At 63.3% G+C, this 23,893-nt stretch carries 22 protein-coding genes and 1 pseudogene; 16 read left to right on the top strand and 7 right to left on the bottom strand.

Annotation, left to right across the window (positions count from 1 at the left end):
* Positions 1-6 precede the first annotated feature (6 nt).
* The gene (locus J2X15_RS12570; RefSeq protein WP_310343365.1) at positions 7-1,272 is read right to left on the bottom strand and encodes an ABC transporter substrate-binding protein; all 1,266 of its coding nucleotides are present in this window, start codon (positions 1,270-1,272) and stop codon (positions 7-9) included.
* A 273-nt stretch (positions 1,273-1,545) separates the two neighbouring features.
* On the opposite strand from J2X15_RS12570, the gene J2X15_RS12565 reads away from it, so the two are divergent.
* The 8 genes from J2X15_RS12565 (at position 1,546) to J2X15_RS12530 (ending at position 9,227) form a co-directional block, all read left to right on the top strand.
* Complete coding sequence (locus J2X15_RS12565) at positions 1,546-2,793, top strand: ABC transporter substrate-binding protein (protein ID WP_310343363.1); 1,248 nt, start codon at positions 1,546-1,548, stop codon at positions 2,791-2,793.
* A 98-nt stretch (positions 2,794-2,891) separates the two neighbouring features.
* On the top strand, positions 2,892-3,806 hold the full coding sequence (locus J2X15_RS12560; protein WP_310343360.1) for a carbohydrate ABC transporter permease: 915 nt from the start codon (positions 2,892-2,894) through the stop codon (positions 3,804-3,806).
* 8 nt (positions 3,807-3,814) lie between these two features.
* Entirely contained in the window at positions 3,815-4,669 is an 855-nt protein-coding gene (locus J2X15_RS12555) for a carbohydrate ABC transporter permease (RefSeq protein WP_310343357.1), read from the top strand.
* Between the two features lie 12 nt (positions 4,670-4,681).
* The gene (locus J2X15_RS12550; protein WP_310343354.1) at positions 4,682-5,824 is read left to right on the top strand and encodes an ABC transporter ATP-binding protein; all 1,143 of its coding nucleotides are present in this window, start codon (positions 4,682-4,684) and stop codon (positions 5,822-5,824) included.
* On the top strand, positions 5,821-6,723 hold the full coding sequence (locus J2X15_RS12545) for a glucosamine kinase nucleotide-binding domain-containing protein (RefSeq protein ID WP_310343352.1): 903 nt from the start codon (positions 5,821-5,823) through the stop codon (positions 6,721-6,723). Before J2X15_RS12550 ends, J2X15_RS12545 begins: the two co-directional genes overlap by 4 nt.
* Before the next feature lie 11 nt (positions 6,724-6,734).
* Complete coding sequence (locus tag J2X15_RS12540; protein ID WP_310343349.1) at positions 6,735-7,757, top strand: SIS domain-containing protein; 1,023 nt, start codon at positions 6,735-6,737, stop codon at positions 7,755-7,757.
* Positions 7,758-7,767: 10 nt separating this feature from the next.
* Positions 7,768-8,562, top strand: a complete 795-nt coding sequence (locus J2X15_RS12535) for an aldose epimerase family protein (protein ID WP_310343346.1) — start codon at positions 7,768-7,770, stop codon at positions 8,560-8,562.
* Positions 8,563-8,618: 56 nt separating this feature from the next.
* Positions 8,619-9,227: a TIGR00645 family protein gene (locus J2X15_RS12530; protein WP_310343343.1), complete on the top strand. Its 609-nt coding sequence runs from the start codon at positions 8,619-8,621 to the stop codon at positions 9,225-9,227.
* A gap of 19 nt (positions 9,228-9,246) precedes the next feature.
* Here the strand turns inward: J2X15_RS12530 and J2X15_RS12525 are convergent, their stop codons facing one another.
* Both J2X15_RS12525 and J2X15_RS12520 read right to left on the bottom strand, forming a co-directional pair.
* Positions 9,247-10,194: a cation diffusion facilitator family transporter gene (locus J2X15_RS12525; RefSeq protein WP_310343340.1), complete on the bottom strand. Its 948-nt coding sequence runs from the start codon at positions 10,192-10,194 to the stop codon at positions 9,247-9,249.
* A 4-nt stretch (positions 10,195-10,198) separates the two neighbouring features.
* Positions 10,199-13,162: a DNA topoisomerase III gene (locus J2X15_RS12520; protein WP_310343337.1), complete on the bottom strand. Its 2,964-nt coding sequence runs from the start codon at positions 13,160-13,162 to the stop codon at positions 10,199-10,201.
* 102 nt (positions 13,163-13,264) lie between these two features.
* On the opposite strand from J2X15_RS12520, the pseudogene J2X15_RS12515 reads away from it, so the two are divergent.
* The 3 genes and pseudogenes from J2X15_RS12515 to J2X15_RS12505 all read left to right on the top strand — a co-directional run.
* A pseudogene (locus tag J2X15_RS12515) lies at positions 13,265-13,744 on the top strand (SET domain-containing protein); the annotation flags it as partial.
* A gap of 121 nt (positions 13,745-13,865) precedes the next feature.
* On the top strand, positions 13,866-14,642 hold the full coding sequence (locus tag J2X15_RS12510) for a biotin--[acetyl-CoA-carboxylase] ligase (protein WP_310343335.1): 777 nt from the start codon (positions 13,866-13,868) through the stop codon (positions 14,640-14,642).
* 9 nt (positions 14,643-14,651) lie between these two features.
* Positions 14,652-15,314, top strand: coding sequence for an SPOR domain-containing protein (locus J2X15_RS12505; RefSeq protein WP_310343333.1), 663 nt, complete (start codon positions 14,652-14,654; stop codon positions 15,312-15,314).
* A gap of 7 nt (positions 15,315-15,321) precedes the next feature.
* Here the strand turns inward: J2X15_RS12505 and J2X15_RS12500 are convergent, their stop codons facing one another.
* The 3 genes from J2X15_RS12500 to J2X15_RS12490 all read right to left on the bottom strand — a co-directional run bounded on the left by J2X15_RS12500 (position 15,322) and on the right by J2X15_RS12490 (position 18,019).
* Complete coding sequence (locus J2X15_RS12500; protein WP_310343332.1) at positions 15,322-16,767, bottom strand: sensor histidine kinase; 1,446 nt, start codon at positions 16,765-16,767, stop codon at positions 15,322-15,324.
* Positions 16,764-17,438 (bottom strand): response regulator transcription factor, encoded by a 675-nt coding sequence (locus J2X15_RS12495; RefSeq protein ID WP_310343329.1) that lies wholly within the window; start codon positions 17,436-17,438, stop codon positions 16,764-16,766. The genes J2X15_RS12500 and J2X15_RS12495 overlap by 4 nt, the downstream gene beginning before the upstream one ends.
* 80 nt (positions 17,439-17,518) lie before the next feature.
* On the bottom strand, positions 17,519-18,019 hold the full coding sequence (locus tag J2X15_RS12490) for a MarR family winged helix-turn-helix transcriptional regulator (protein WP_409034283.1): 501 nt from the start codon (positions 18,017-18,019) through the stop codon (positions 17,519-17,521).
* Positions 18,020-18,144: 125 nt separating this feature from the next.
* On the opposite strand from J2X15_RS12490, the gene recA reads away from it, so the two are divergent.
* Complete coding sequence (recA, locus tag J2X15_RS12485; protein ID WP_310343327.1) at positions 18,145-19,254, top strand: recombinase RecA; 1,110 nt, start codon at positions 18,145-18,147, stop codon at positions 19,252-19,254.
* 38 nt (positions 19,255-19,292) lie between these two features.
* Positions 19,293-19,751: a recombination regulator RecX gene (gene recX, locus J2X15_RS12480; RefSeq protein ID WP_310343325.1), complete on the top strand. Its 459-nt coding sequence runs from the start codon at positions 19,293-19,295 to the stop codon at positions 19,749-19,751.
* A 3-nt stretch (positions 19,752-19,754) separates the two neighbouring features.
* Here the strand turns inward: recX and argC are convergent, their stop codons facing one another.
* Positions 19,755-20,690 carry an N-acetyl-gamma-glutamyl-phosphate reductase gene (gene argC / locus J2X15_RS12475; protein WP_310343601.1) on the bottom strand — a complete coding sequence of 312 codons (936 nt, stop codon included), beginning with the start codon at positions 20,688-20,690 and terminating at the stop codon, positions 19,755-19,757.
* A gap of 184 nt (positions 20,691-20,874) precedes the next feature.
* On the opposite strand from argC, the gene sucC reads away from it, so the two are divergent.
* The 3 genes from sucC (at position 20,875) to J2X15_RS12460 (ending at position 23,732) form a co-directional block, all read left to right on the top strand.
* Positions 20,875-22,041: an ADP-forming succinate--CoA ligase subunit beta gene (gene sucC / locus J2X15_RS12470; RefSeq protein WP_310343323.1), complete on the top strand. Its 1,167-nt coding sequence runs from the start codon at positions 20,875-20,877 to the stop codon at positions 22,039-22,041.
* A gap of 9 nt (positions 22,042-22,050) precedes the next feature.
* Positions 22,051-22,944, top strand: a complete 894-nt coding sequence (sucD, locus tag J2X15_RS12465) for a succinate--CoA ligase subunit alpha (protein WP_310343320.1) — start codon at positions 22,051-22,053, stop codon at positions 22,942-22,944.
* A 104-nt stretch (positions 22,945-23,048) separates the two neighbouring features.
* Positions 23,049-23,732: a TerC family protein gene (locus J2X15_RS12460; RefSeq protein ID WP_310343317.1), complete on the top strand. Its 684-nt coding sequence runs from the start codon at positions 23,049-23,051 to the stop codon at positions 23,730-23,732.
* The last annotated feature ends 161 nt before the right edge of the window (positions 23,733-23,893 follow it).

The following is a 23,893-nucleotide window of genomic DNA, read 5'->3' as shown; positions in this document are numbered from 1 at the left end:
TGGGTGTTAGCGTTCGGCGCTGGGTGCGCGGATCACGGCGGCCAGGCGGCGCTGGGCCTCTTGCGGCTCCATGCGCGTGTCGGTCAGGTAGCGCCACAGGGTTTGCGCCACAGCGTCCTTGATGGCTTCGTCGGCCGCCATGCGGTGCGCCAGGCTGGGCACGCGCGCACTGCGCGGGGCGGCAAAGGTCTCCCACGAATCGCGCGCGCAACCGTCCAGCTGGGTCACGTCAATATCGCGGCGCACGGGTACGGCGCCCTTGAAGCGGTTGTAGGCCATTTGCGCGGGAATGCCGGTGACCACTTCGGCCATCTTTTCTTGCGCGGCTTCGCGCGGGCGGGCGCTGACCAGCATGGCCAGCGTGTCGATGCTGTAGAGGTGCATGCCTTCGGTGCCAGGTACCACCACGCAGCCAAAGTCCCTGGAGGGGCTGGCGCCCCAGGCCATGAGTTCGCCCTTGGCCCAGTCGCCCATGATCATCATGCCGGCGTTGTCGGCCAGCAGCTCGCGTGCGCTTTCGGTCCAGGCGCGCTCCACCGGGGCGTCACTGGCCAGGGTGCGCAGCCAGCGCAGGCGCTGCAGGGCGCGCTCTACGCGCGGGTCCATCCAGGCGCTGCTCTTGCGCTGCACGATGAGTTCGCGGTAGAGCGCCGGGCCGGCGTCGCCCAGCAGCAGGGTTTCGAACACGGTGGCCATTTGCCAGGGCTCGTCGCTCCAGGCCAGCGGGCGCACGCCCTGGGCCTGCAGCTTGCGCGCAATGATTTCGAACTCGGCCCAGGTGCGTGGCGGCGTGAGGCCCAGCTTGTTGAACACCTTGCGGTTGTAGAGCAGGGTGTTGATGCGCTGGATGCCCAGCGGCGCGGCAATCACATCGCCCTTGTAGGTGATCAGGTCCAGCACGGTGGGGAACAGCACCTGCGACCAGCGCTGGCGCTGGGCCACGGCGTTGAGGGGCATGACCAGGCCAATGTCGGCCCAGTCGGTGAGCGTGGTGCCGATGAGCTGGGCCACGTCGGGTGGGTCGCCCAGCAGCACGCGGCTTTTGAGCACCTTGACCGCTGCCATGCCGCCGCCGCCGGGAATGGCCGCGTCTTTCCACTGCACTCCGGCGGTGGCCAGGTGGGCGCTGAGCTGGTCGGCCGCGCGGCGTTCGCTGGCCGAGGTCCACCAGTGCAGTACGTCCAGCGGCACGCTGGGGCTTTGCGCGTGGCTGGGCAACGCGGCCCCTAGCCATAGCGACAGACCCCAAACGACCCAGGTGAAAGCTTTCATTTCCTGTCGATTTGTAATGTTATGTATGCGCGCCGCCGCCAAGCCTGCCAGCCCTGGCCCGTGAGGGCTGCTGGCGCGTAATAAAGCGTAAGGCGAAGCGGCAGTGCATGGAGAAAATTCTGAATGAAATCAACGACTTAACTGTGTAATGCCGCCCTGCTCCGGCGGTTTGATATTACAGGGATCACAGCATAACCTCCGGGCCACTGATCGCGCTTGCCACAGGGCAGTGACGGCAGTTTTCATTCACCAAAGTCCAGGAGAACCGACCCCATGTCCCATACCCTTCGCCTTGCCGCCGCTGCGGCAGCGCTGGTTTGCAGCAGTTTGGCCAGTGCAGGCACCCTCACCATCGAGAGCTGGCGCGTTGACGACAAAGGCCTGTGGGAAGACGTGCTGTTGCCCGCCTTCTACAAAGCCAACCCCGGCATCACCGTGAAGTTCAGCCCCACGTCGCCCCCCGAGTACAACTCCGCACTCAATGCCCGCCTGACCGCTGGCACCGCCGGGGACTTGTTGACCTGCCGCCCGTTTGACGTGTCGCTGGACCTGTACAAAAAGGGCCACCTGGACAAGCTCAATGGCAACCCTGCATTGAAGAGCTTCCCCGAATCCGCCCAGGTGGCGTGGCAGACCGATGACGGCAAGGACACCTACTGCGTGCCCATGGCCTCGGTGATCCACGGTTTCTTCTACAACAAGAAGGTGTTCTCCGAGCTGGGCTTGGCTGTGCCTGTGACCGAAGCCGACTTCTTCTCTGCACTGGACAAGATCAAGGCGCAAGGCAAAGTGGCACCCATCGCCATGGGGACTGCGGACCAGTGGGAAACCAACCAGATCGTGTTCACCGGCATTGGCCCGAACCACTGGAAGGGTGAAGAGGGTCGCAAGGCCATCATCGCTGGCAAGAAGAAGTTCACCGATCCCGAGTTCGTGAGCACCTGGGACGTGATGGCCAAGTGGGCCAACTACCTGCCCAAGGGCTACCAAGCCCAAACCTATGGCGATTCGCAAAACCTGTTCGGCACTGGCCGCGCTGCGATCTACCCTGCGGGTTCGTGGGACATCTCGTACTTTGAAGGCAACAGCAAAGTGGAATTCGGCGCCTTCAAGCCGCCCGTGCAAAAGGCCGGTGACCCTTGCTACATCTCGGACCACACCGACATCGCCATGGGCATCAACAGCAAGAGCAAGAACAAGGCAGATGCCCAGGTGTTCCTGAACTGGCTGGCCAGCAAAGAGTTTGCCGACCTGTACACCAACAAGGTGACGGGCTTCTTCTCGCTGTCCAACCACGCGATTGATGTGAAGAACCCCGTGGCCAAGGAAATGATCAGCTGGCGCAACCAGTGCAAGAGCACCATCCGCCTGAACGCCCAGATCATGAGCCGCGGCACACCGAGCATGGAAAACGAACTGTGGAACGTGAGCTCCCAGGTCATGAACGGAAAGATGGCGCCCAAGGATGCTGCAGCGCAAATCCAGACCGGCTTTGCCAAGTGGTACACGCCTGGCAAGTAATGCCTGGGTGTGAGTAATCAAGGTGCGGGCCAGCGGTCCGCACCTTGGTACCGCAGTTTTCTTCCCCCTGCTTCTGTCTCTGACCAACAAGGTCTTCCATGAAATTAGGCTTCTCCTGGCGGGTGCTGGTGTTCATTGCACCGGCGCTCCTGATCTACGCCACCTTCAGCGCACTGCCGCTGATCGACACCCTGCGCCTGGGTCTGTACAGCGCCGACGACACCGGTGTGCGCACGTTCTCTGGCCTCGCCAACTACACAACGATCCTGGCAGATCCGCAATGGTCCACCGCGTTCTGGAACGCGATGTGGAACAACCTGAAGTTCTTTGGCATCCACATGGCGGTGCAAAACCCCGTGGGTCTGCTGTTGGCGGCGCTGCTGTCGCTGCGCAATGTGCGCTTTGCGGCCACCTACCGGACCATCTTCTTTCTGCCCACCTTGCTGTCGGTGGTGATCATCGGCTTTGTCTGGCAGCTCATCCTGTCGCCGCTGTGGGGGGTGTCCGAGCGCCTGCTGACGCTGGTGGGGCTGGGCGACTGGTTTGCGCCCTGGCTGGGGCTGGAGGGCAGCGCGCTCATCACGGTCTCGTTGATGTCGGTGTGGCAGTACATCGGCGTGCCCATGATGCTGATCTATGCCGCGCTGATTGCGATTCCCGACGACATCATTGAAGCCGCCGTGGTGGAGGGGGCATCGCCCTGGCGCATCTTTTGGCAGATCCGCCTGCCGCTGATCCTGCCCACGCTGGGGCTGGTGACCATCCTCACCTTTGTGGCCAACTTCAACGCGTTTGACCTGGTCTACACGGTCAAGGGCGCGCTGGCCGGTCCCAACTACAGCACCGACATTCTGGGCACGCTGTTCTACCGCACCTTCTTTGGCTACCAGTCGCAGGTGGCCAGTCCGACCATGGGGGCGGCCGTGGCCACCATCATGTTCCTGGTGATTCTGGTGGGCGTGGCCATTTACTTTCTCGCGGTGCAGCGCAAGCTGCAGCGCTTTGCCCTGTGAGGCCACGCATGGCATCGAACTCTTCCTCCAAAGCCCTGCCGCTGGCGCCCAGCCGCGTGTTCGTGCACCTCACGCTGATTGCCTACCTGCTGCTGGCGCTCTTGCCCATCCTGCTGGTGTTCATGAACTCCTTCAAGAGCCGTGACGCCATCTTCAACGACCCGCTGGCTTGGCCCACGCCCGAGACCTTCTCGCTGATTGGCTACACCAAGGTACTGGGCCGCTCCGATGTGCTCATGTATTTCGGCAACAGCTTCATCGTCACCATTGCCTCGCTGTTCTTCATTCTGTTGTTTGGTGCCATGGCGGCCTGGGGCCTGTCGGAGTACCACTTCAAGGGCAACCGCTGGCTGAAGTTCTTCTTCGCCTTCGGCATCATGGTGCCGATCCGGCTGGGCACGGTGTCCATCCTGCAGCTCATGGTGGAGCTGAACCTGGTGAACACGCTGACCGCGCTGGTGCTGGTCTATGTGGCGCAGGGCTTGCCGCTGGCCATCATGATCCTCTCGGAATTCATGGGCCAGGTGCCCAGCGAGCTGAAGGACGCGGCGCGCTGCGACGGCATTGACGAGTTCCGCATCTTCTTCCAGGTGGTGGTGCCGTTGATCCGCCCGGCCATTGCCACGGTGGCGGTGTTCACCATGGTGCCGATCTGGAACGACCTGTGGTTCCCGCTAATCCTGGCGCCGTCCGAGAAGACCCAAACCATCACGCTCGGCATTCAGCAGTTTGTGGGGCAGTACGCCACCGACTGGAATGCCGTGCTGGCCTCGCTGTCACTGGCCATCGTGCCGGTGGTCACGCTCTACGCCCTGTTCTCCCGTCAACTGATTCGCGGCATCACCGCGGGCGCCGTCAAATAAAGCACACACACCATGGCACGCGTTTCCCTTAAAAACATTTCCAAATCCTATGGCAGCAACGACCCGGTGCTGCACAACATCAGCCTGGACATCGAACACGGCGAGCTGGTAGTGCTGGTCGGCCCCAGCGGTTGCGGCAAGTCCACGCTGCTCCGCGTGCTCTGCGGGCTGGAAGACATCAGCAGCGGCGAGCTGCGCATTGGCGACGATGTGGTGAACCACCTGCCGCCAGCCGAGCGTGGCATTGCCATGGTGTTCCAGAGCTATGCGCTGTACCCGCACATGGACGTGTACCGCAACATGTCCTTCGGTCTGAAGATCCACGGCGCGAACAAGGCCGACATCGACAAAAAAGTGCGCGACGCGGCCAAGGTGCTGCACATCGACCACCTGCTGGACCGCCTGCCGCGCGAGCTCTCGGGCGGGCAGCGCCAGCGCGTAGCGATTGGCCGCGCCATCGTGCGTGAGCCACGGCTGTTTTTGTTTGATGAGCCGCTGTCCAACCTGGACGCCGCACTGCGCGCCAAGACCCGCATCGAGCTGGCGCGCCTGCACCGCGACCTGGACGCCACCATGGTCTACGTGACGCACGACCAGGTAGAGGCCATGACGCTGGGCGACAAGATCGTGGTGCTGAACGAAGGCCATGTGCAGCAGGCGGGCACGCCGCTGGCGCTGTACCAGCAGCCCGCTAACCGCTTTGTGGCGACCTTCATCGGCTCGCCTACCATCAACCTGCTGCCCGCGCGCGTGATCGAGGTGTCGGACACCGGCGCGCGCCTGCAACTGGGCAATGGCAGCAAGGTGCTGGCCACGGTGGATGCCTCGCAACTGCAGGTAGGCGAGACGGTGGAGGTGGGCCTGCGCCCCGAGCATTGCGAAGTGTTGCCCGCCGGGGTGGCGCCGGGCACGGATGACACGGCGCTGGATGCCGAGATCACGCTGGTGGAACACTTGGGCGAGTCCAACCTGCTGTACCTGAAGATGGACGATGGCCAGGAGCTGATCGTGCGCGGTGATGGCAATGCCGAGGTGCATCTGGGTGACTCGGTCATCGTGCGCGCAGCGCCATCGGCGTTGTACGTCTTCCGGGCCGACGGCACGGCCTGCACGCGCCTGAACCCGGGCAATATGCGCTCGGCCCACGCCCGATGAGTGCTGTCTGGAATTTTGAATCACTGCCGGTGCACATCCACTACGCCATTGGCGTGGACGGTGGCGGCACCAGCACGCGGGCACGTGTGGTGCACCGCAGCGGGGCGCTGGTGGGCGAGGGCAAGGCCGGTGCTTCCGGCCTCATGCAGGGCACGCCGCAAGCCTGGCGCCATATTGCAGAGGCCATTGCAGTGGCGGTGCAGGGCCGCTTGCAGGCCGACTGGCCCCAGCCCGAGCCCGCCAACTGCGCGCTGGGTCTGGGCCTGGCCGGTGCCAATAATGCGGACTGGAACGCCAGCTGCCTGGCTGCCAACCCTGGCTACACGCGCCTGGTGCTGGAGTCCGATGCGGTGACCGCCTTGCTGGGCGCCCACCAGGGTGCGCCCGGTGCGCTGGTCATCATGGGTACGGGCGCCGTTGGCCTGGCCCTGCAGACGAATGGCGAGCGCACGACAGTGGGCGGTTGGGGTTTCCCCTGCGGCGACGAAGGCAGCGGTGCCGACCTGGGGCTGCAGGCTGTGAACCTCACGCAGCGCGCGGTGGATGGGCGCCATGCCCATACGCCGCTCACGCGCGACGTGTATGCCACGCTAGGCGGCACGCCGCAGGCCCTGCTGGCCTGGTGCGGCGCGGCGCGGCAGTTTGAGTACGCCACCGTGGCGCCCAAGGTGTTTGCGCATGCGGAGCAGGACGCCGAAGCGGCCCGCCTGCTCGCGCACGCCGCGCACAGCCTAGAGTCCTTGGCCACTGCGCTGGACCCCACCCACACGCTGCCGTTGGCCGTGGCCGGCAGCATTGCCCAGCGCCTGCTGCCCCGTTTGTCCCACGCCACGGTGCGGCGCGTGGTACCCGCCCAAGGCGACGCCATGGATGGCGCGCTGGCCCTGTGTTTTCAATAGAGGATTGTTTCGTGAGTACTTTGATGTTGGAAGAGGCCCTTGCCTCGGCGCGCCAGGTGGCGCAACAGTTGGCGGCGGACGAAGACCGTTACGCCGCCCTGGGCGCCGCATTGCGCGCGCTGCCGCCGCAGGGTGCGGTGACGATTGCGCGTGGCAGCTCGGACCACGCGGCGGCCTACTTTGCCTACCTGGTGATGTCGCGCACCGGGCAACTGGTGACCTCGTTGCCCATGTCGCTGTTGACGCTGTACAAGGCGCCGTTGGCCAAGCAGCGCCTGCTGGCGGTGTCCATCTCGCAGTCGGGCCGCAGCCCGGACCTGATTGAGCCGATGCAAATGTTTGAGGCCGCAGGCGCGACTACGGTGGCACTGGTGAATGACACCACGTCACCGTTGGCGGAAGCCGTGGACTGGGCGCTGCCATTGCATGCCGGCCCCGAGAAAAGTGTGGCCGCCACCAAGAGCTTTATTTGTGGATTGGTGGCCGGTGCGCGCCTGGCGGCACACTGGGGTGCGCATGCCGACCTATTGCAGGGCCTGCAGACCCTGCCTGCCGCGCTGGAGGATGCCTGCAAGCAGGATTGGTCCAGCGCGGTGGAGCCATTGCGCACCGCCAGCAAGCTCATGGTGATTGGCCGCGGTCCGGGCCTCGCGATTGCGCAGGAAGCGGCGCTCAAGTTCAAGGAGACCTGCGCCATCCAGGCTGAGGCCTTCAGCGGTGCCGAGGTGAAGCACGGCCCCATGGCGCTGGTGGACGAGAACTACCCCATGCTGGTGTTTGCGCTGCGCGGCCCCGCGCAGCAAAGCCTCATCGACCTGGCCACCGAGATGCGTGGCCGCGGCGCCCAGGTGCTGCTGGCCGCACCGGCCGATGTGCCGGGCCGAGACCTGACGTTGAGCACCGCGCCACAAGAGGACCTGGACCCGATCACCGCCATTCAGAGTTTCTACCTGCTGGTGGAAGCCGTGGCGCGCGCGCGCGGGTCCAACCCCGACCAGCCCCGCCACCTCTCCAAGGTCACGACCACCCGATAAACTGCGGGGCATGAATTGCCAGACCCTGCTGATTGACGATGCTCCTGCTGTGCGCCTGCAAGGGGCCGCCGGCGATACCGTGACGGTGCTGTTGCGCGGTGCCCAGGTGATCTCGTGGGTGGACGCCAGTGGCGTGGAGCGGCTCTATTGCAGCCCCGCATCTCCGCTCAAGGGCCCGCAGGCCGTGCGCGGCGGTGTGCCGGTGATCTTTCCGCAGTTTGCGGCGCGTGGCTCCTTGATGCGCCATGGCTGGGCACGCATGCGTGGCTGGACATTGCAGCCCTGGGACACGTCCGCGCCGGAGCCGAGCGTGTCTTTGCAACTGCACAACGCCGTGGGCGACGACCCGCAGTGGCCCCATGCCTGTGTCTGTACGCTGACGGTGAGTCTGCTGCCGAATGGCCTGCGCATGGCGTTGACGGTGGAGAACACGGGCCCTGCGTCCTTCTCCTTCCACGCCGCCCTGCACACCTACCTGGCGGTGGGCGATGTGGCACAGACCACGTTGGCTGGCGTGTTGCCCGAGGGTGCAGTGCTGTCGCTGCGGGAACCTATTGACCAGATCTTCGAAGCCGTGACCGGCCCCTTGCAATTGCATAGCCCGCTGGGGCTGCTGCGGCTGGAACACGCGGGCTTTGGCGATGTGGTGGTGTGGAACCCCGGACCCGATGCGGGGCTGGCTGACCTGCCGCCCCTGGGCCATACCGCGTTTGCCTGTGTGGAGGCGGCGGCGGTGATGCAGCCCGTGGCGCTGGCGCCGGGAGCGCACTGGCAGGGATCGCAGACGCTGCTGAGCGGTTTGTAGGGGCTTAGGCGCATTTTTTACAATGCGCGCGCTGTTCACTTCTGACCCCGTACGCCATGACCGCACCCACGCCCAAGAAAACCACCGCACTGCGGCCCATCCCCAATTTCATTTTCGCCAGCCGCTGGCTGCAGCTGCCGCTGTACCTGGGGCTGATTGCGGCACAGGGTGTGTACGTCTTCCACTTTTGGGTGGAGCTGGTGCATTTGCTGGAGGCTGCTTTTGGCAGCCAGGCCGCGCTACAGGCGCTGGTAACCAGCATTGGCTACAAGTCCGACATCGCCGTGCCGGCGCTCAACGAGACCATCATCATGCTGGTGGTGCTGGCGCTGATTGACGTGGTGATGATCTCCAACCTGCTGATCATGGTGATCGTGGGCGGCTACGAGACCTTTGTGAGCCGCATGGACCTGGACGGCCACCCCGACCAGCCCGAGTGGCTGAGCCATGTGAATGCCTCGGTGCTCAAGGTGAAGCTGGCCATGGCCATCATCGGCATCAGCTCCATCCACCTGCTCAAGACCTTCATCAACGCTGCCAACTACGACGTGAAGGTGCTGATGTGGCAGACCATCATCCATGTGGTGTTCCTCATGAGCGCCATGGCGATTGCCTACACCGACAAGCTGCTCACCATCACCCACAACGCGCAGCAGCCGCACTGAGCCGGGCGGCAAGGCTTTCTTAGGGGACCACTGGCTCGTGGTCCTTGTCCGGTCGTTGGGCCGGGTCCACATGGGTGAAGAGGTTGAGCACGCGGTGGCGTGCCAGCACGGCGGCCCGGGCCCGTACTGCGATGGCGTGGCCGGCCTCCACGGTCAGCAGCGCATCCACCTCGATGTGCGCATCGGCCAGTACCATGTCTCCCATTTTTCGGGTGCGCACTTCGTGCACTCCCAGCACGCCCGGCGTGGAGAGCAGTGTGTCGCGGATGGCCTGCACCTCTTCCTGGTCGATGGCGTGGTCCACCAGGTCGTGCAGCGCGTCCCAGCCAAAAATCCAGCCCATGCGGCTGACCATCAGCCCCACGATGAGCGCGGCAATCGGGTCCAACAGTGGAAAGCCCGCCAGGTTGCCCAGCAGCCCCAGGCTGACCACGAGTGACGAAGCAGCGTCGGATCGGGCATGCCAGGCATTGGCCACCAGCATGCTGGACTTAACGGCCTTGGCCACCCTCAGCATGTAGCGAAACAGCAGTTCCTTGGCCACCAGTGCGGTCAGCGCCACCCATAGCGCCACGGGATGGGCCACGGGGATGGCTTCGGGCGTCTGCAGCTTGACCACGGCGCTCCAGACCATGCCCACGCCGACCATCAGCAACAGCGCGCCCAGTGCCAGTGACGCGGCCGTCTCAAAGCGTTGGTGGCCGTAGGGGTGTTCCTGGTCTGCGTCCTTCTGGCTGTGCCGGCTGGCAAACAGCACGACAAAGTCGGCCACCAGGTCGGACAGCGAATGCAGGCCATCGGCTACCAGGCCTTGGGACCGGGCCAGCAGGCCGATCACGATTTGCAGGCCCGACAGGACCAGGTTGACCACGACGCTGACCCAGGTGCTGCGCGCCGACGCCACCGCGCGCTGCGCGGCGGAATGGGTGCTGTGCTCCCTGTCGTCGCGCGGTTCGGAGTAGCGCATGGCGTCAGCTCAGGTGTTTGCCCGCAATGCCAGCCAGTTCAAACATCGTCACCTGTTCCTTGCCAAACACTTTGAGCAGCTTGGCATCGGCGTTGATGGCTCGCTTGTTGGTGGCGTCCTGCAGGCCGTTGGCTTTGATGTAGTCCCACAGCTTCTTGATGACCTCGGTGCGCGCCACGGGCTCGGCGCCAATCACCGCGGCCAGTTCGGCGCTGGGTAGCTTGCCGCTGGCGGCGGTGGTCTTGCGGGGTGCCTTGGGCTTGGCAGCTTTAGCGGCTGCGGCCTTTTTTGCAGGTGCCTTTTTGGCTGTAGCCCCCGTAGATGCTGCACGAGCAGCTCCTGTTTTAGTAGCGCCCGTAGTCTTGGCTGCCGCTTTGTAAGCGGGCTTGCGCGGTGGGAATTTGCTGGGCGCAAATTCGAAGTTCACCTTGCCGGCTTCGGCGTCCCAGGCCAGCATGGCCTTGAAGGCACGGCGCGTGCGCATGGAGACAAACTTGTCCAGCAGGTCGGTCTTGCCGGTGGCCAGCAGCTTTTGCATTTGCTCCCGCTCGATAGGCTGTTGCAGGATGATCTGGCCGCTCTTGAAGTCGCAGCTGGGCGTGGGCTGGGCCATGGTGGGCACCGACTTGTCGCACACATAGTTTTTGCCGTGCTCATACACATGGCCGCCGCACTTGGGGCACACGCCCAGGGCAGTCTGGCCGCTGAAGTCGATCAGCTCGCCACTTTCCTCGCCAGCCTTGTCGTCGCCAAAGTCAAACTCCAGCTTGTAGTTCTTGGTCTCTTCATCGAACTTGATGACCATCTCGGCCGTGAAGGGCCAGCCCGCCTTGGAGCGGAAGCCATCCAGCGGGCCGATGTGTTTGTCGCGCAGGAATTGTTCGACCTCGGCGGGCTCAAACGTACGCCCGGCGGGCGACTTGCCAAACGAAAAGCCGCAGCCTTCTTCGGCACCAGTCTTGCCGGTGCAGGTGTAGCGGCGGTAGTTTTCCTTGACGATGCCGCCACAGTTGGGGCAAGGCGCAGTCAGTGTGGCGTAGTCGCCGGGGATGGTGTCGCGGTCGTATTCCTTGGCCTTCTTGACCATGCGTTCGGTCATGGACGCGATCTCGGCCATGAAGCTGGTACGGCTCATCTTGCCCTGCTCCATCTGGGCCAGCTTGTATTCCCACTCGCCGGTCAGCTCGGCCTTGGAGAGTTCTTCCACGCCCAGGCCGCGCAACAGCGTCATTAGCTGGAAAGCCTTGGCGGTGGGGATCAGCTCGCGGCCTTCGCGTAGCATGTATTTTTCGGCGATCAATCCTTCGATGATGCTGGAGCGCGTAGCGGGTGTGCCCAGGCCTTTTTCCCCCATAGCCTCGCGCAGCTCGTCGTCGTCCACGGTCTTGCCCGCGTTTTCCATGGCACCCAGCAGCGTGGCTTCGGAGTAGCGTGCGGGGGGCTTGGTCTTCAGGCCCTTGGGGTCCACGGGGTCGCCCTTGACCTTTTCACCGGGCGCCACGGGCACCAGGTTCTGGCCTTTGTCGCCTTCCTTGGCATCTTCCACCTCGGCCGCGGCTTCCTTGCCGTAGATGGCCAGCCAGCCCGGCTTGACCAGTACCTTGCCTTCGGTCTTGAAGCTGTGGCCCACGGCCGTGGTGATGCGGGTGGTGACCTGGTATTCGGCGCTCGGGAAGAAGATGGCCATGAAGCGGCGCACCACCAGGTCATAGATCTTCTGCTCGGCTTCGCTCAGGCCGCTGGGCGCCTGCAGCGTGGGGATGATGGCAAAGTGATCCGACACCTTGGCGTTGTCGAACACGCGCTTGGTGGGCTTCACGTAGCCGCCCTTGACGGCCTGAGCTGCGAATGGTGCCAGGTGCTTCATGCCGCTGTCGGCCAGCATATTGAAGGTGTCTTTGACCACCGCCACATAGTCTTCGGGCAGGTTGCGCGAATCGGTACGCGGGTAGGTCAGGGCCTTGTGGCGTTCGTACAGGCTTTGGGCGATGGACAGTGTGGTCTTGGCCGAGAAACCAAACTTGCCGTTGGCCTCGCGCTGCAGGCTGGTCAGGTCGAACAGCAGCGGCGATGCCTGCGTGGTGGGCTTGCTTTCTTCGGTGACGGTCGCTTGCTGGCCGCGCACGGCGTCGGCAATGGCCTGCGCTTCACGCTGGCTCCATACGCGGTCGGCCTTTTTCTCGGCATCCTCGGCGTCCTTCTTGTGCGCGGGGTTGAACCACTTGGCGGCGTAATCACCTGCCTCGGCGTGGAAGGACGCGTGCACTTCCCAGTAGTCGCGGCTCACAAACTTGCGAATCAGCTCTTCGCGTTCCACCACCACCGACAGCGTAGGCGTTTGCACGCGGCCCACGGTGGTCAGGAAGAAGCCACCGTCGCGGCTGTTGAAGGCGGTCATGGCGCGTGTGCCGTTGATGCCGACCAGCCAGTCGGCCTCGGAGCGGCAGCGGGCGGCGTCGGCCAGCGGCTGCATCTGGGCATTGCTGCGCAGGTGGTCGAAGCCATCGCGGATGGCTTGCGGCGTCATCGACTGCAGCCACAAGCGGCTGACTGGCTTGCCCAGTGGCTTGGCGCCACCGGCGTACTGCTCGATCAGGCGGAAGATGAGTTCTCCCTCGCGGCCCGCATCACAGGCGTTCACCAGTTTGTCCACGTCCTTGCGCTTGGCCAGCTTGACCACGGCGTTCAGGCGCGTCTTGGTTTTGTCCACGGGCTTGAGGTCAAAGTGCGGCGGAATCACGGGCAGGTGGGCGAAGCTCCACTTGCCACGCTTCACGTCGTACTGCTCGGGCGCCTGGATCTCCACCAGGTGACCCACGGCGCTGGAGACGACGTAGGTGTCGCTCTCGAAGTATTCGTCGTGTTTCTCGAACTTGCCCGCCGTGGGCGTGAGCGCCCGCACGATGTCTTGGGCGACCGACGGCTTTTCGGCAATAACCAAAGTTTTATAGAAAACGTCGTTTTTCATCTGACTACAATCCAGTTCTCGCGTGCGCGCAGGCGCGCACTTGCACACGCAGGCACGCACACATGCGCGCCCATACGATTCACCATACCAAATTTTCGATCCGTGGCAAAAAACCCAGTGAATTCCTCGGTCCCCGCCAGTAACCGGCGTATCCAGACCCGTCGCTCCGGGGTGCATGGCAAGGGGGTATTCGCGGTGCAGGACATTGCCGAGGGTGAGACCATCATCGAGTACGTGGGTCAGATCATCAGTTGGAAGGAGGCCCAGCGCCGCCACCCCCACGACCCCAAGGACCCCAACCACACGTTCTACTTCTCGTTGGAAGATGGCAATGTGATCGACGCGCTGTTTGGCGGCAACTCCTCACGCTGGATCAACCATTCCTGCGACGGCAACTGCGATGCCGACGAGGAAAACGGCCGCGTGTTCATCAAGGCGCTGCGCAATATCAAGGCCGGTGAAGAACTGAACTACGACTACGGCCTGATCATCGACGAGCCCTATACCAAGAAGCTCAAGGCCGAGTACCCCTGCTGGTGCGGCGCCAAGACCTGCCGCGGCACCCTGCTGGCCCCAAAAAAATGACTCCCCCCTGTGGCGGCTCCTGCCGCCTCCCCCTCAAGGGGGCAACGCCAATGGCCCGGCAAAGCCGGTTCCACGGCGTTTCTGGGTTCAGGCATAGCGCGCCGGAGACATTGTCTGTATGACTGTACGCTGGCAGGCTGAGGGGATCTGGGAGGCTGTGAGCCCCCTGTGGCCGACGTTCTCGGTTGAGATCCTGCCGGAGGTGGACTCCACCAACACCGAACTCATGCGCCGTGCCCGTGCGGGCCAGTTGGACCCCATCCTGCTGGTGGCCGAGCGCCAGACGGCCGGCCGCGGCCGTCTGGGCCGCGACTGGAAGAGTGACACACAAGGGTTGGGCGGCACGTTGACCTTCTCGCTGGGCGTGCCCCTGGCACCTGCGGATTGGTCGGGCCTGTCCTTGGCCGTGGGCCTGGCCGTGGTCAACAGCCTGCACCCGGACCTGCGCCTGAAGTGGCCCAATGACGTGTGGCTGGAACAGCGCAAGCTGGCCGGCATCCTCATCGAGACCGCCAGCGTGGGCGATGCACGCTACGCGGTGATCGGCATTGGCATCAACATCGCCCCGCGCGACGCGACCGACCTGCGCACGCCCCCTGCGGCCCTGCACGAGCTGTTGCCCGATGCCACGGCACCGTCGGTACTGGCGAGCGTGGTGCCGCTGTTGGCGCAGGCCGTGCAGCGCTTTGCCCTGGAGGGCTTTGGTCCGTTGCGCACGGCCTTCCACGCGCGTGACCTGCTCTATGGCCAGGCCGTGGTGTGCAGCGATGGCACCACCGGTACCGCGCGCGGGGTCGACGCCAGCGGTGCCCTGCTGGTGCATACTGAGAATGGATTGATCAAAATTAGTAGCGCGGAGGTCAGTGTGCGACCCGCGCGCGCTGCCCTTCTCTGACCTGACCCTATGCTGCGCTTGCTTGTTTTGATGCTGGTACTGGCCAACGGCCTGTTTTTCGCCTGGAGCAATGGCCTGCTGCGCGCCTACGGGTTTGCGCCAGTGCCGCCCAATGAGCCGCAGCGCCTGTCCCAGCAAATCAAGCCCGAGGCCATTCAACTGCTGAGCACGGGTGAACTCAAGCGCGTGGAGGCCCAGGTGCAGGCCGATCTGGCGCCCAAAGAATGTCTGCAGGCCGGCCCGTTTGACGATGCCCAGGTGAGTACCCTGCGCACGGCGCTGGAGGCTGCCAGCCTGCCCGCCGGCAGCTGGCAGCTGGAGCCGGGCAAGGAAGCCGCCCGCTGGATCATCTACATGGGCAAGTACGCCACGCCCGAGCTGCTGGCCAAAAAGCGCGCGGAGCTGGCGGGCATGGACATCAAGACCGAAGCCGTGAACAACCCCACGCTGGAGATCGGTCTGTCGCTGGGCGGCTTTGAGACCGAGGCTGCAGCCAAGGCCGAACTGGTCAAACTGGCGCCCAAGGGCATTCGCACCGCCAAGGTGGTGCAGGAGCGTGAAGAGGCCACGGTGTCCCTGCTCAAGCTGCCCGCAGTGTCAGAAGCCGTCCGGGTCAAGCTGGGCGAGGTCAAACCAGCGCTGGCGGGCAAGCCACTCAAGACCTGCAGTTGATCGTCTGCTAAGCCGCGTGCAGGTTGTGTTGAAAGCGCAGCGTGAAGCTGGCGCCTGGCGCGGTATGGCCGGGGCGGGTTTCTTCCAGTGAAATGGTGGCATGGTGCTGGCGCGCAATTTCCAGCACGATGGGCAGGCCCAGGCCGGAACCATCCGCCTCGTTGCCCAGTGCCCGGTAGAAAGGTTGGAACACCAACTCCCGCTCGGCCACCGGGATGCCGGGGCCTGAATCTTCCACCTGCAGCACCAGCGCCTTGCTGAAAGGGTCCACCAGCACACGGGTGGTGATCACGCCGGGTTTGTCGGCTGTGGATGGCGTGTAGTTGATGGCGTTGTCCAGCAGGTTGCGCACCATCTCCTTGAGCAAGGTGGGGTTGCCCTGCAGCGTGGCGCCTTCGGTGCCGGGTTCCACACCCTCGAAGCCCAGATCGATGTGTTTCTCCATAGCGCGCGGCACGCAGTCGCGCACCACTTCCATGGTCAGGCGCGCCAGGTCGCACGGCTGGTGGCTGAGCACGGCACCACTGCTCTCGGCGCGTGCCAGCGCCAGCAGCTGGTTCACCGTGTGGGTGGCGCGGATGCTGGAGCGGCCGATCTGCCGCAGCGATTGCTTCAAGTCTTCGGCATTCGCGCCCTCGCGTTGGGCCAGGTCGGCCTGCATGCGCAGCCCCGCCAGCGGGGTCTTGAGCTGGTGCGCTGCGTCGGCCAGAAAGCGTTTTTGCGTAGAGATCGAGTCCTTGAGCCGCATTAGCAAGTCGTTCACCGAGGACACCAGGGGCACCACTTCCAGCGGCACGGCTTCCACGTCCAGTGGGCTCAAGTCGTCGGGGCTGCGCGCGCGGATGCGCTCTTCCAGGCTGTTGAGCGGTTTGATGGCCTGCACCAGCGCCAGCCAGACCAGCAGCACGGCCAGCGGCAAGATGACGAACTGCGGCAGCATCACGCCTTTGACGATTTCGGTGGCCAGCACCGAGCGCTTCTCCATAGTCTCGGCCACCTGAACCAGTGCGGGCCGGCCCTGGGGCAAGTCCAGCTTGACCCACATGTAGGCGACCTTGAGGTCCAAACCCTTGAACTCGGCATCGCGCATGCGCACCTCGCCGGGCGGCAGCCGTTCGTCCTCGGGCGGCAGGGGCAGGTCTTTCTCGCCACTGAGGAATTCGCCATTGGCCCCCAGCACTTGGTAGTACACAGTGTCCGCATCGTCGGCACGCAGCAGTTCGCGCGCAGGCAGCGGCAGCACAAACTGGGCGTGGTTTTTGTTGACGGTGATGAGCTGGGCCAGCGCGCCCACGTTGTATTCCAGCGCGCGGTCAAAGGGCTTGCCCGCAATGCCCTGGGCCACCAACCAGGTCAGCACCAGGCTCACAGGCCACAGCAGCAACAGCGGTGTGAGCATCCAGTCCAGGATCTCCCCGAACAGGCTGCGTTGCTCACGCTGGAAGATTTTCAAGGCGCGATTTTCTCGAGGCAGTAGCCCAGGCCGCGCACCGTGGCAATGCGGATTGGGCCTTTTTCGATCTTCTTGCGCAGGCGGTGGATGTAGACCTCGATGGCGTTGTTGCTCACCTCTTCGCCCCACTCGCACAGGCGCTCCACCAGCTGGTCCTTGCTGACCAGGCGGCCGGCACGCTGCAGCAGCACTTCCAGCAGGCCCAGTTCGCGTGCCGATAGCTCGACCATCTTGCCGTCGATGGTGGCCACGCGGCCGGCCTGGTCGTAGGTCAGCGGGCCGTGCTTGATGCTGGCGGAGGTTGCCCCCATGCCGCGGCGCACCAGGGCGCGCACGCGGGCTTCCAACTCTTGCAGGCTGAAAGGCTTGGCCATGTAGTCGTCGGCGCCGTAGTCCAGGCCTTTGACGCGTTCGTCCACGCTGTCCGCTGCGGTGAGGATGAGCACGGGCAGCGAGGAGCCGCGGGCACGTAGTTTCTTCAGTACTTCCAGCCCGTGCATCTTGGGCAGGCCCAGGTCCAGGATCAGAAGGTCGAACTCGGTGTTGGTCATCAGTGCGGCATCGGCTTCGGTGCCGCTGGATACGTGGTCCACCGCAGCGCCTGCGCTGCGCAGGGCACGCAGCAGGCCATCGGCCAGCACCTGGTCATCTTCCGCTATGAGTATTCGCATGGGTGTCTCCTCGCTGGGCAGCGTGCGCGTTCTGTTCTGTTTGCCATTCTAGGCCGCGACCCTTGCGCCGGTCTTGCCCGTTAGCCGCCGCTATAAGCTTCCAGGCCCAGCGCCACCACGGTAGCCACCTCAGGGCTGACCGACTGACGCAGCTCGTCTTCGGCTTGGGCCACAGCCTCCTGGTAAGCACCCAGCCAAGCCAGGCCGGTGGCGGTGAACTGCACGCGGCGCGCGCGCGCATCGGCGGGGTCGTCTTCCCGGGTCACCATGCCCCAGGCCTCGCACTGGTTCACCAGGGTGCCCATGGCTTGCTTGGTCATGCCCGCACGCTGTGCCAGCTCGGTCAGGCGTGAGCCCTCCACCGCCAGGTGCCGCGTGATGTGGATGTGGGCCGCGCCCACTTGTCCGCGCTCGGCCAGGTTGGACAGGCCCAGAGGGACGCCGGGGTGGTCCGCCATGAGTTCCAGCACGCGGGCGTCAAAGCGCTCCAGCGCCAGGCGCAGCCAATGGCCCAAGTGGTTCTGACGCCAGGTGTCGTTGCGGATTGGGGTGAAATCGGGCACCTGCAAATAGTAATGCAAGCTGACTAAAAAATGTATTTACGCAATGTAATAAGCGCGTTTAAACTACTGTTCAAGCATCCAGCCTGTTGTTAAAACCAGATTGCTGTGGTGCACCAACCCATTGATTTTCAAGGAGATTTCTCATGGATGCACCCGTCAAGAACCTGAACAACACGAATGGCGCCAACGCTGAAAAAGCCAAGGCCTTGCAGGTGGCCCTGGCCCAGATCGAAAAGCAATTCGGCAAGGGCACCATCATGCGTTTGGGCGAAGGCGAGGTGATCGAGGACATCCAGGTCGTCTCCACCGGCTCGCTGGGGCTGGACATCGCCTTGGGCGTCGGCGGTCTGCCTCGTGGCCGTGTTGTTGAAATCTACGGACCAGAATCCTCCGGTAAAACCACGCTGACGCTGCAGGTGATTGCCGAGATGCAAAAACAGGGCGGCCAATGCGCCTTCGTGGATGCCGAACATGCGTTGGACATCCAGTACGCCCAGAAGCTGGGCGTCAACCTGCAAGACCTGCTGATCAGCCAGCCCGATACCGGCGAACAGGCGCTGGAAATTGTGGACAGCCTAGTGCGCTCCGGCGCAGTGGACCTGATCGTGGTCGACTCGGTGGCGGCCCTGACCCCCAAGGCCGAGCTGGAAGGCGAAATGGGCGATTCATTGCCCGGCCTGCAAGCTCGTCTGATGAGCCAGGCCCTGCGCAAGCTGACGGCCCACATCAAGAAGACCAACTGCATGGTCATCTTCATCAACCAGATCCGCATGAAGATTGGCGTGATGTTCGGTTCGCCCGAAACCACCACCGGCGGCAATGCGCTGAAGTTTTACGCCTCCGTGCGCTTGGACATCCGTCGCACCGGCACCATCAAAAAAGGTGACGACGCGATTGGCAACGAGACAAAGGTCAAGGTGGTGAAGAACAAGGTCAGCCCCCCGTTCAAGACGGCAGAGTTCGACATCCTGTTTGGCGAGGGCATCAGCCGCCACGGTGAAATCATCGACATGGGCGTAACCGCCGGCATTCTGGAAAAGTCTGGCGCCTGGTACGCCTACCAGGGCGAGAAGATCGGCCAAGGCCGTGACAACGCGCGTGAGTTCCTGCGCGAGAACCCTGTGCTGTCGGTGGAGATCGAAAACAAGGTGCGCGAATCCCTGGGCATCCCTTTGCTGCCCGTCGCCGAGCCTGAGGTCAAGGCCAAGGCCAAAAAAGCGGACAAGGCCGATAAAACCGAGAAAATAGAGTAAGCGAGCCTCTAGCCCCCGTGGATATTGTGCAAGCAGCTATGAATACAGGAGCAAAGCCGGCGTTGTCATTGATCGGCCGAGCCTTGCGCCTGCTCAGCACCCGGGAGCATTCCCGGGCCGAACTGGAGCGCAAGCTGGAGCCGTACGAGGAGGAGCCGGGCGCCCTGGCTAAGGTGCTGGACGCATTGCAGGCCAAGGGCTTTATCAACGAGGCGCGGGTGCTGGAATCGGTGGTGCATCGGCGGGCATCCAAGCTGGGTGCTTCGCGCATCAAGCAAGAGCTGCAGGCCAAGGGGCTGGAGCCGGAGGCGGTGGCCGAGGCGGTCCAGGCCCTGCGCGCCACGGAGCTGGAGCGGGCTCGAGAGATCTGGCGCAAGAAGTTTGATCGCCAGCCCGCAGATGCGGCCGAGCGCGGTAAGCAAATGCGCTTTCTGGCCAGCCGTGGTTTTGGCGGCGACACCATCCATAAGGTGGTGTCGGGCGCGGACGAAGAGTAACGCTTACAGGCTGAGCATCAGTTCCAGGTTTTGCACCGCTGCGCCGCTGGCACCCTTGCCCAAGTTGTCCAGGCGGGCTACGAGCACGGCATGGGCAAAGCCGTCTTTGGCAGCGTCATTCCCAAATACGCGCAACTCCAGCTTGTTGGTGTCGACCAACGCCACGGCATCCAGTTTGAGGTCAGGTGTGACCGGCTCTACGGTCACCCAGGCGCTGCCCGCGTAGTGCTTGGCCAGCGCGTTGTGGAGGTCCTGTGCCGATGGCTTGCCCGGTAGCGTGTCCAGGTGCAGCGGCAACTGGACCAGCATGCCCTGCTTGAAGTTGCCCACCGAAGGCACAAACAGCGGGCGGCGGCTCAGGCCCGTGTACTTCATGATTTCGGGGATGTGCTTGTGCTTGAGGCCCAAGGCGTACAGCTCATACGGGGCTGCAGTGCCTTGCTCGTAGGCCTCGATCATGGTGCGCCCGCCACCCGAATAGCCGCTCACCGACGGCAGGCACACGGGAAAGTCGGCGGGCAGCAGGCCTGCGTCCACCAGCGGGCGGATCAGCGCGATGGCACCGGTGGCGTAGCAGCCGGGGTTGCTGACGCGGCGGGCGTTTGCCACCGCATCGCGCTGGCCCTTGGCCAACTCGGGGAAACCGTAGACCCAACCTGGCGCAGTACGGTGCGCGGTGGAGGCATCGATGATGCGAGGACCAGGGCGCCCGGTTTCCTTTTCCAGGCCATCGACCATGGCCACGGTTTCGAAGGCTGCGTCATCGTGCAGGCAGAGCACGACCAGGTCGGCTTGTGCCACCAGGGCGCGCTTGGCCTGCGGGTCTTTGCGCAGTGCGGGATCAATGCTGAGCAGGTCGATTTGCGGCATGGCCTGCAGGCGTTCCCGGATTTGCAGCCCGGTGGTACCGGCCTCGCCGTCGATAAAGATTTTTTTCATGGTCATGGTCGAAAATCAATGCAATAGCAGGGGCAAACACCCGGGCTGTATACAGTGGCCGTAAGCCACGCACAAGGATTGTGCATCGCACCATGATACAGTCGGAGGCTGATGTGTCCAGTGCCATGCACTCGCAATTCATGTTGCGGCATGGTGAAAATTGTCCAGTCCAGAGAGAGACGTCATGAAGATTCACGAGTACCAAGGCAAGGAAATCTTGCGCCAGTTCGGTGTGCCGGTGCCTCGCGGCATCCCCGCTTTCACAGTGCAAGAAGCGGTGGAAGCCGCCCAGAAGCTCGGTGGCCCTGTCTGGGTTGTCAAGGCGCAGATCCACGCGGGTGGCCGCGGCAAGGGCGGTGGCGTGAAGGTGGCCAAGTCCATCGACGACGTCAAGCGTCTGGCTAGCGAAATCCTGGGCATGCAGCTCAAGACGCACCAAACTGGCCCCGAAGGCCAAAAGGTCCGCCGCCTCTACATCGAAGACGGTGCCGACATCAAGAATGAACTGTATGTGTCGTTGGTGACCGACCGCGCTACGCAGAAGGTGGCTCTGATCGCGTCGAGCGAAGGTGGCATGGATATCGAGGAAGTGGCCCATTCCACACCTGAAAAGATCGTGACCGAAATGATCGATCCTCTGACCGGCATCACCACCGAGCAGAGCAAAAAAGTGGCCGCAGCCATCGGCCTGACCGGCGCCTCCATTGACCAGGCCGTAGACATCTTCGCCAAGATCTACAAGTGCTACATGGACACCGATGCGTCACTGGTGGAAATCAACCCGCTGAATTGCGACTCCAAGGGCAATTTGATGGCCCTGGATGCCAAGTTCAACTTTGACCCCAACGCGCTGTTCCGCCACCCCGAAATCGTGGCCTACCGCGATCTGGACGAAGAAGACGCGGCCGAAGTCGAAGCTTCCAAGTTCGACCTGGCTTACATCAGCCTGGACGGCAACATCGGCTGCTTGGTGAACGGCGCCGGTCTGGCCATGGCCACCATGGACACCATCAAGCTGTACGGCGCTGAGCCTGCCAACTTCCTGGACGTGGGCGGCGGTGCTACTCCCGAGAAGGTGACTGAAGCCTTCAAGATCATGCTGAAGAACCCCAAGGTCGAGGCCATCATGGTCAACATCTTCGGCGGCATCATGAAGTGCGACACCATCGCCACTGGCGTGATCACTGCCTGCAAGGCCGTGAACCTGTCCGTGCCACTGGTGGTGCGCATGAAGGGCACCAACGAAGACCTGGGCAAAAAGATGCTGGCCGAGTCCGGTCTGCCCATCATCAGCGCCGATAGCATGGCCGAAGCGGCCGAAAAAGTTGTTGCAGCCGTCAAAGCCCGCTAAGGAAACACCATGTCGATCTTTATCAACAAAGACACCAAAGTCATCACCCAGGGTATCACCGGCAAGACCGGCCAGTTCCACACTGAGAAGTGCCAGGAATACGCGAACGGCAAGAACTGTTTCGTAGCTGGCGTGAACCCGAAGAAGGCTGGCGAGTCCATCTTCAACATCCCAATCTACGCCTCCGTCAAGGAAGCTGCTGGCGACACCGGCGCCACCGTGTCGGTGATCTATGTGCCGCCGGCTGGCGCCGCTGCTGCCATCTGGGAAGCTGTTGAAGCCGATCTGGATTTGGCCATCTGCATTACCGAAGGCATCCCCGTGCGCGACATGCTGGAAGTGCGCAACCGCATGAAGGCCAAGGAGGCTGCGGGCGGCAAAAAGACGCTGCTGCTGGGCCCCAACTGCCCCGGTTTGATTACACCTGACGAAATCAAGATCGGCATCATGCCCGGCCACATCCACCGCAAGGGTCGTATCGGCGTGGTGTCCCGCTCCGGTACGCTGACGTACGAAGCTGTGGCACAACTGACGGAAATCGGTCTGGGCCAGTCGTCGGCTGTTGGCATTGGTGGTGACCCCATCAACGGCCTGAAGCACATCGATGTCATGAAGGCGTTCAACGACGATCCTGATACCGACGCCGTCATCATGATTGGCGAAATCGGCGGACCGGACGAAGCCGAAGCCGCTCGCTGGTGCAAGCTGAACATGAAGAAGCCTATCGTTGGCTTTATCGCTGGCGTGACTGCGCCTCCCGGAAAACGCATGGGCCACGCCGGTGCGCTGATTTCTGGTGGTGCTGATACAGCCGATGCCAAGCTGGCAGTGATGGAAGAGTGCGGCTTCAAAGTCACACGCAATCCGTCCGAAATGGCGAAGCTGCTCAAGGCCATGCTGTAATTCCAGCGTTGGTTCAATAGCCGAAGCGAGGGGTTTTCCTCTCAGAGCAAAGTGCCCACACCTCGTGTCTGGGCACTTTTTCGTTTGTAGTGTGGAGTGCAATTATGGAAATTCTTCAGAGCGCTGACTTCTGGATTGGTCTGATCAAGATCGTCTGGATCAACATCATTTTGTCCGGGGACAACGCCGTGGTGATCGCCCTCGCGGCGCGCTCTCTGCCACCTGAACAGCAGAGAAAAGCGGTGCTTTTCGGTTCCGGTGCGGCCGTAGTGCTGCGAATCGCGCTGACTGTGGTGGCTGCCAAGTTGCTGGAGATCTCCTTTTTGCAGGTCATCGGCGGCATCTTGCTGCTGTGGATCGGTGTGCAGTTGATGAGTGACGACGACGGTGAAGAGGGCCATGGCAAGAACACCGGAAGCATGCTGGCCGCGGTGCGCACGATTCTGATCGCGGATCTGGTGATGAGCCTGGACAACGTCATCGCGGTGGCGGCTGCCGCCAAGGGCAGCATGCTATTGCTGATCCTGGGGCTGGCTATCAGCATTCCGCTGGTTATCTTCGGCAGCACGTTGATGATTCGCTTGATGGAGCGTTTCCCGGTGATCGTCACCCTGGGTGCCGCACTGATCGGCTGGGTAGGCGGTGAAACCATCGCCAGCGACGGTGCGTTCAGCGGATGGATGGTGACCCATGGCTGGGTGCACTATGCAGCGGCTGTCATGGGCGCCGGTTTGGTATTGGGCTTGGGTATAGCGCTGGAGAAGCGCAAGGCGCGCTCTGCGGCCTAAACGAGCCTCCGCCTGTCGCCAAGGGCCCCCACTTGTCGCAAAAGCGAGAAGTCCAGTGAAGAAGTCCCTTGTCGGCTGGGGGATCGTCTGCTAACGTCCCTACCTTGACTCCTCCTCACGTGAGGCGGGTAGGGGTGTGGGCAGATCAATGGGCGCCGATA

It is taken from the genome of Rhodoferax saidenbachensis (assembly GCF_031457975.1).
Lineage (GTDB): Bacteria > Pseudomonadota > Gammaproteobacteria > Burkholderiales > Burkholderiaceae_C > Allorhodoferax > Allorhodoferax saidenbachensis_A.
Note: the sequence above shows the minus strand (reverse complement) of the source record. Positions and strands in the feature narration are given on the sequence as shown.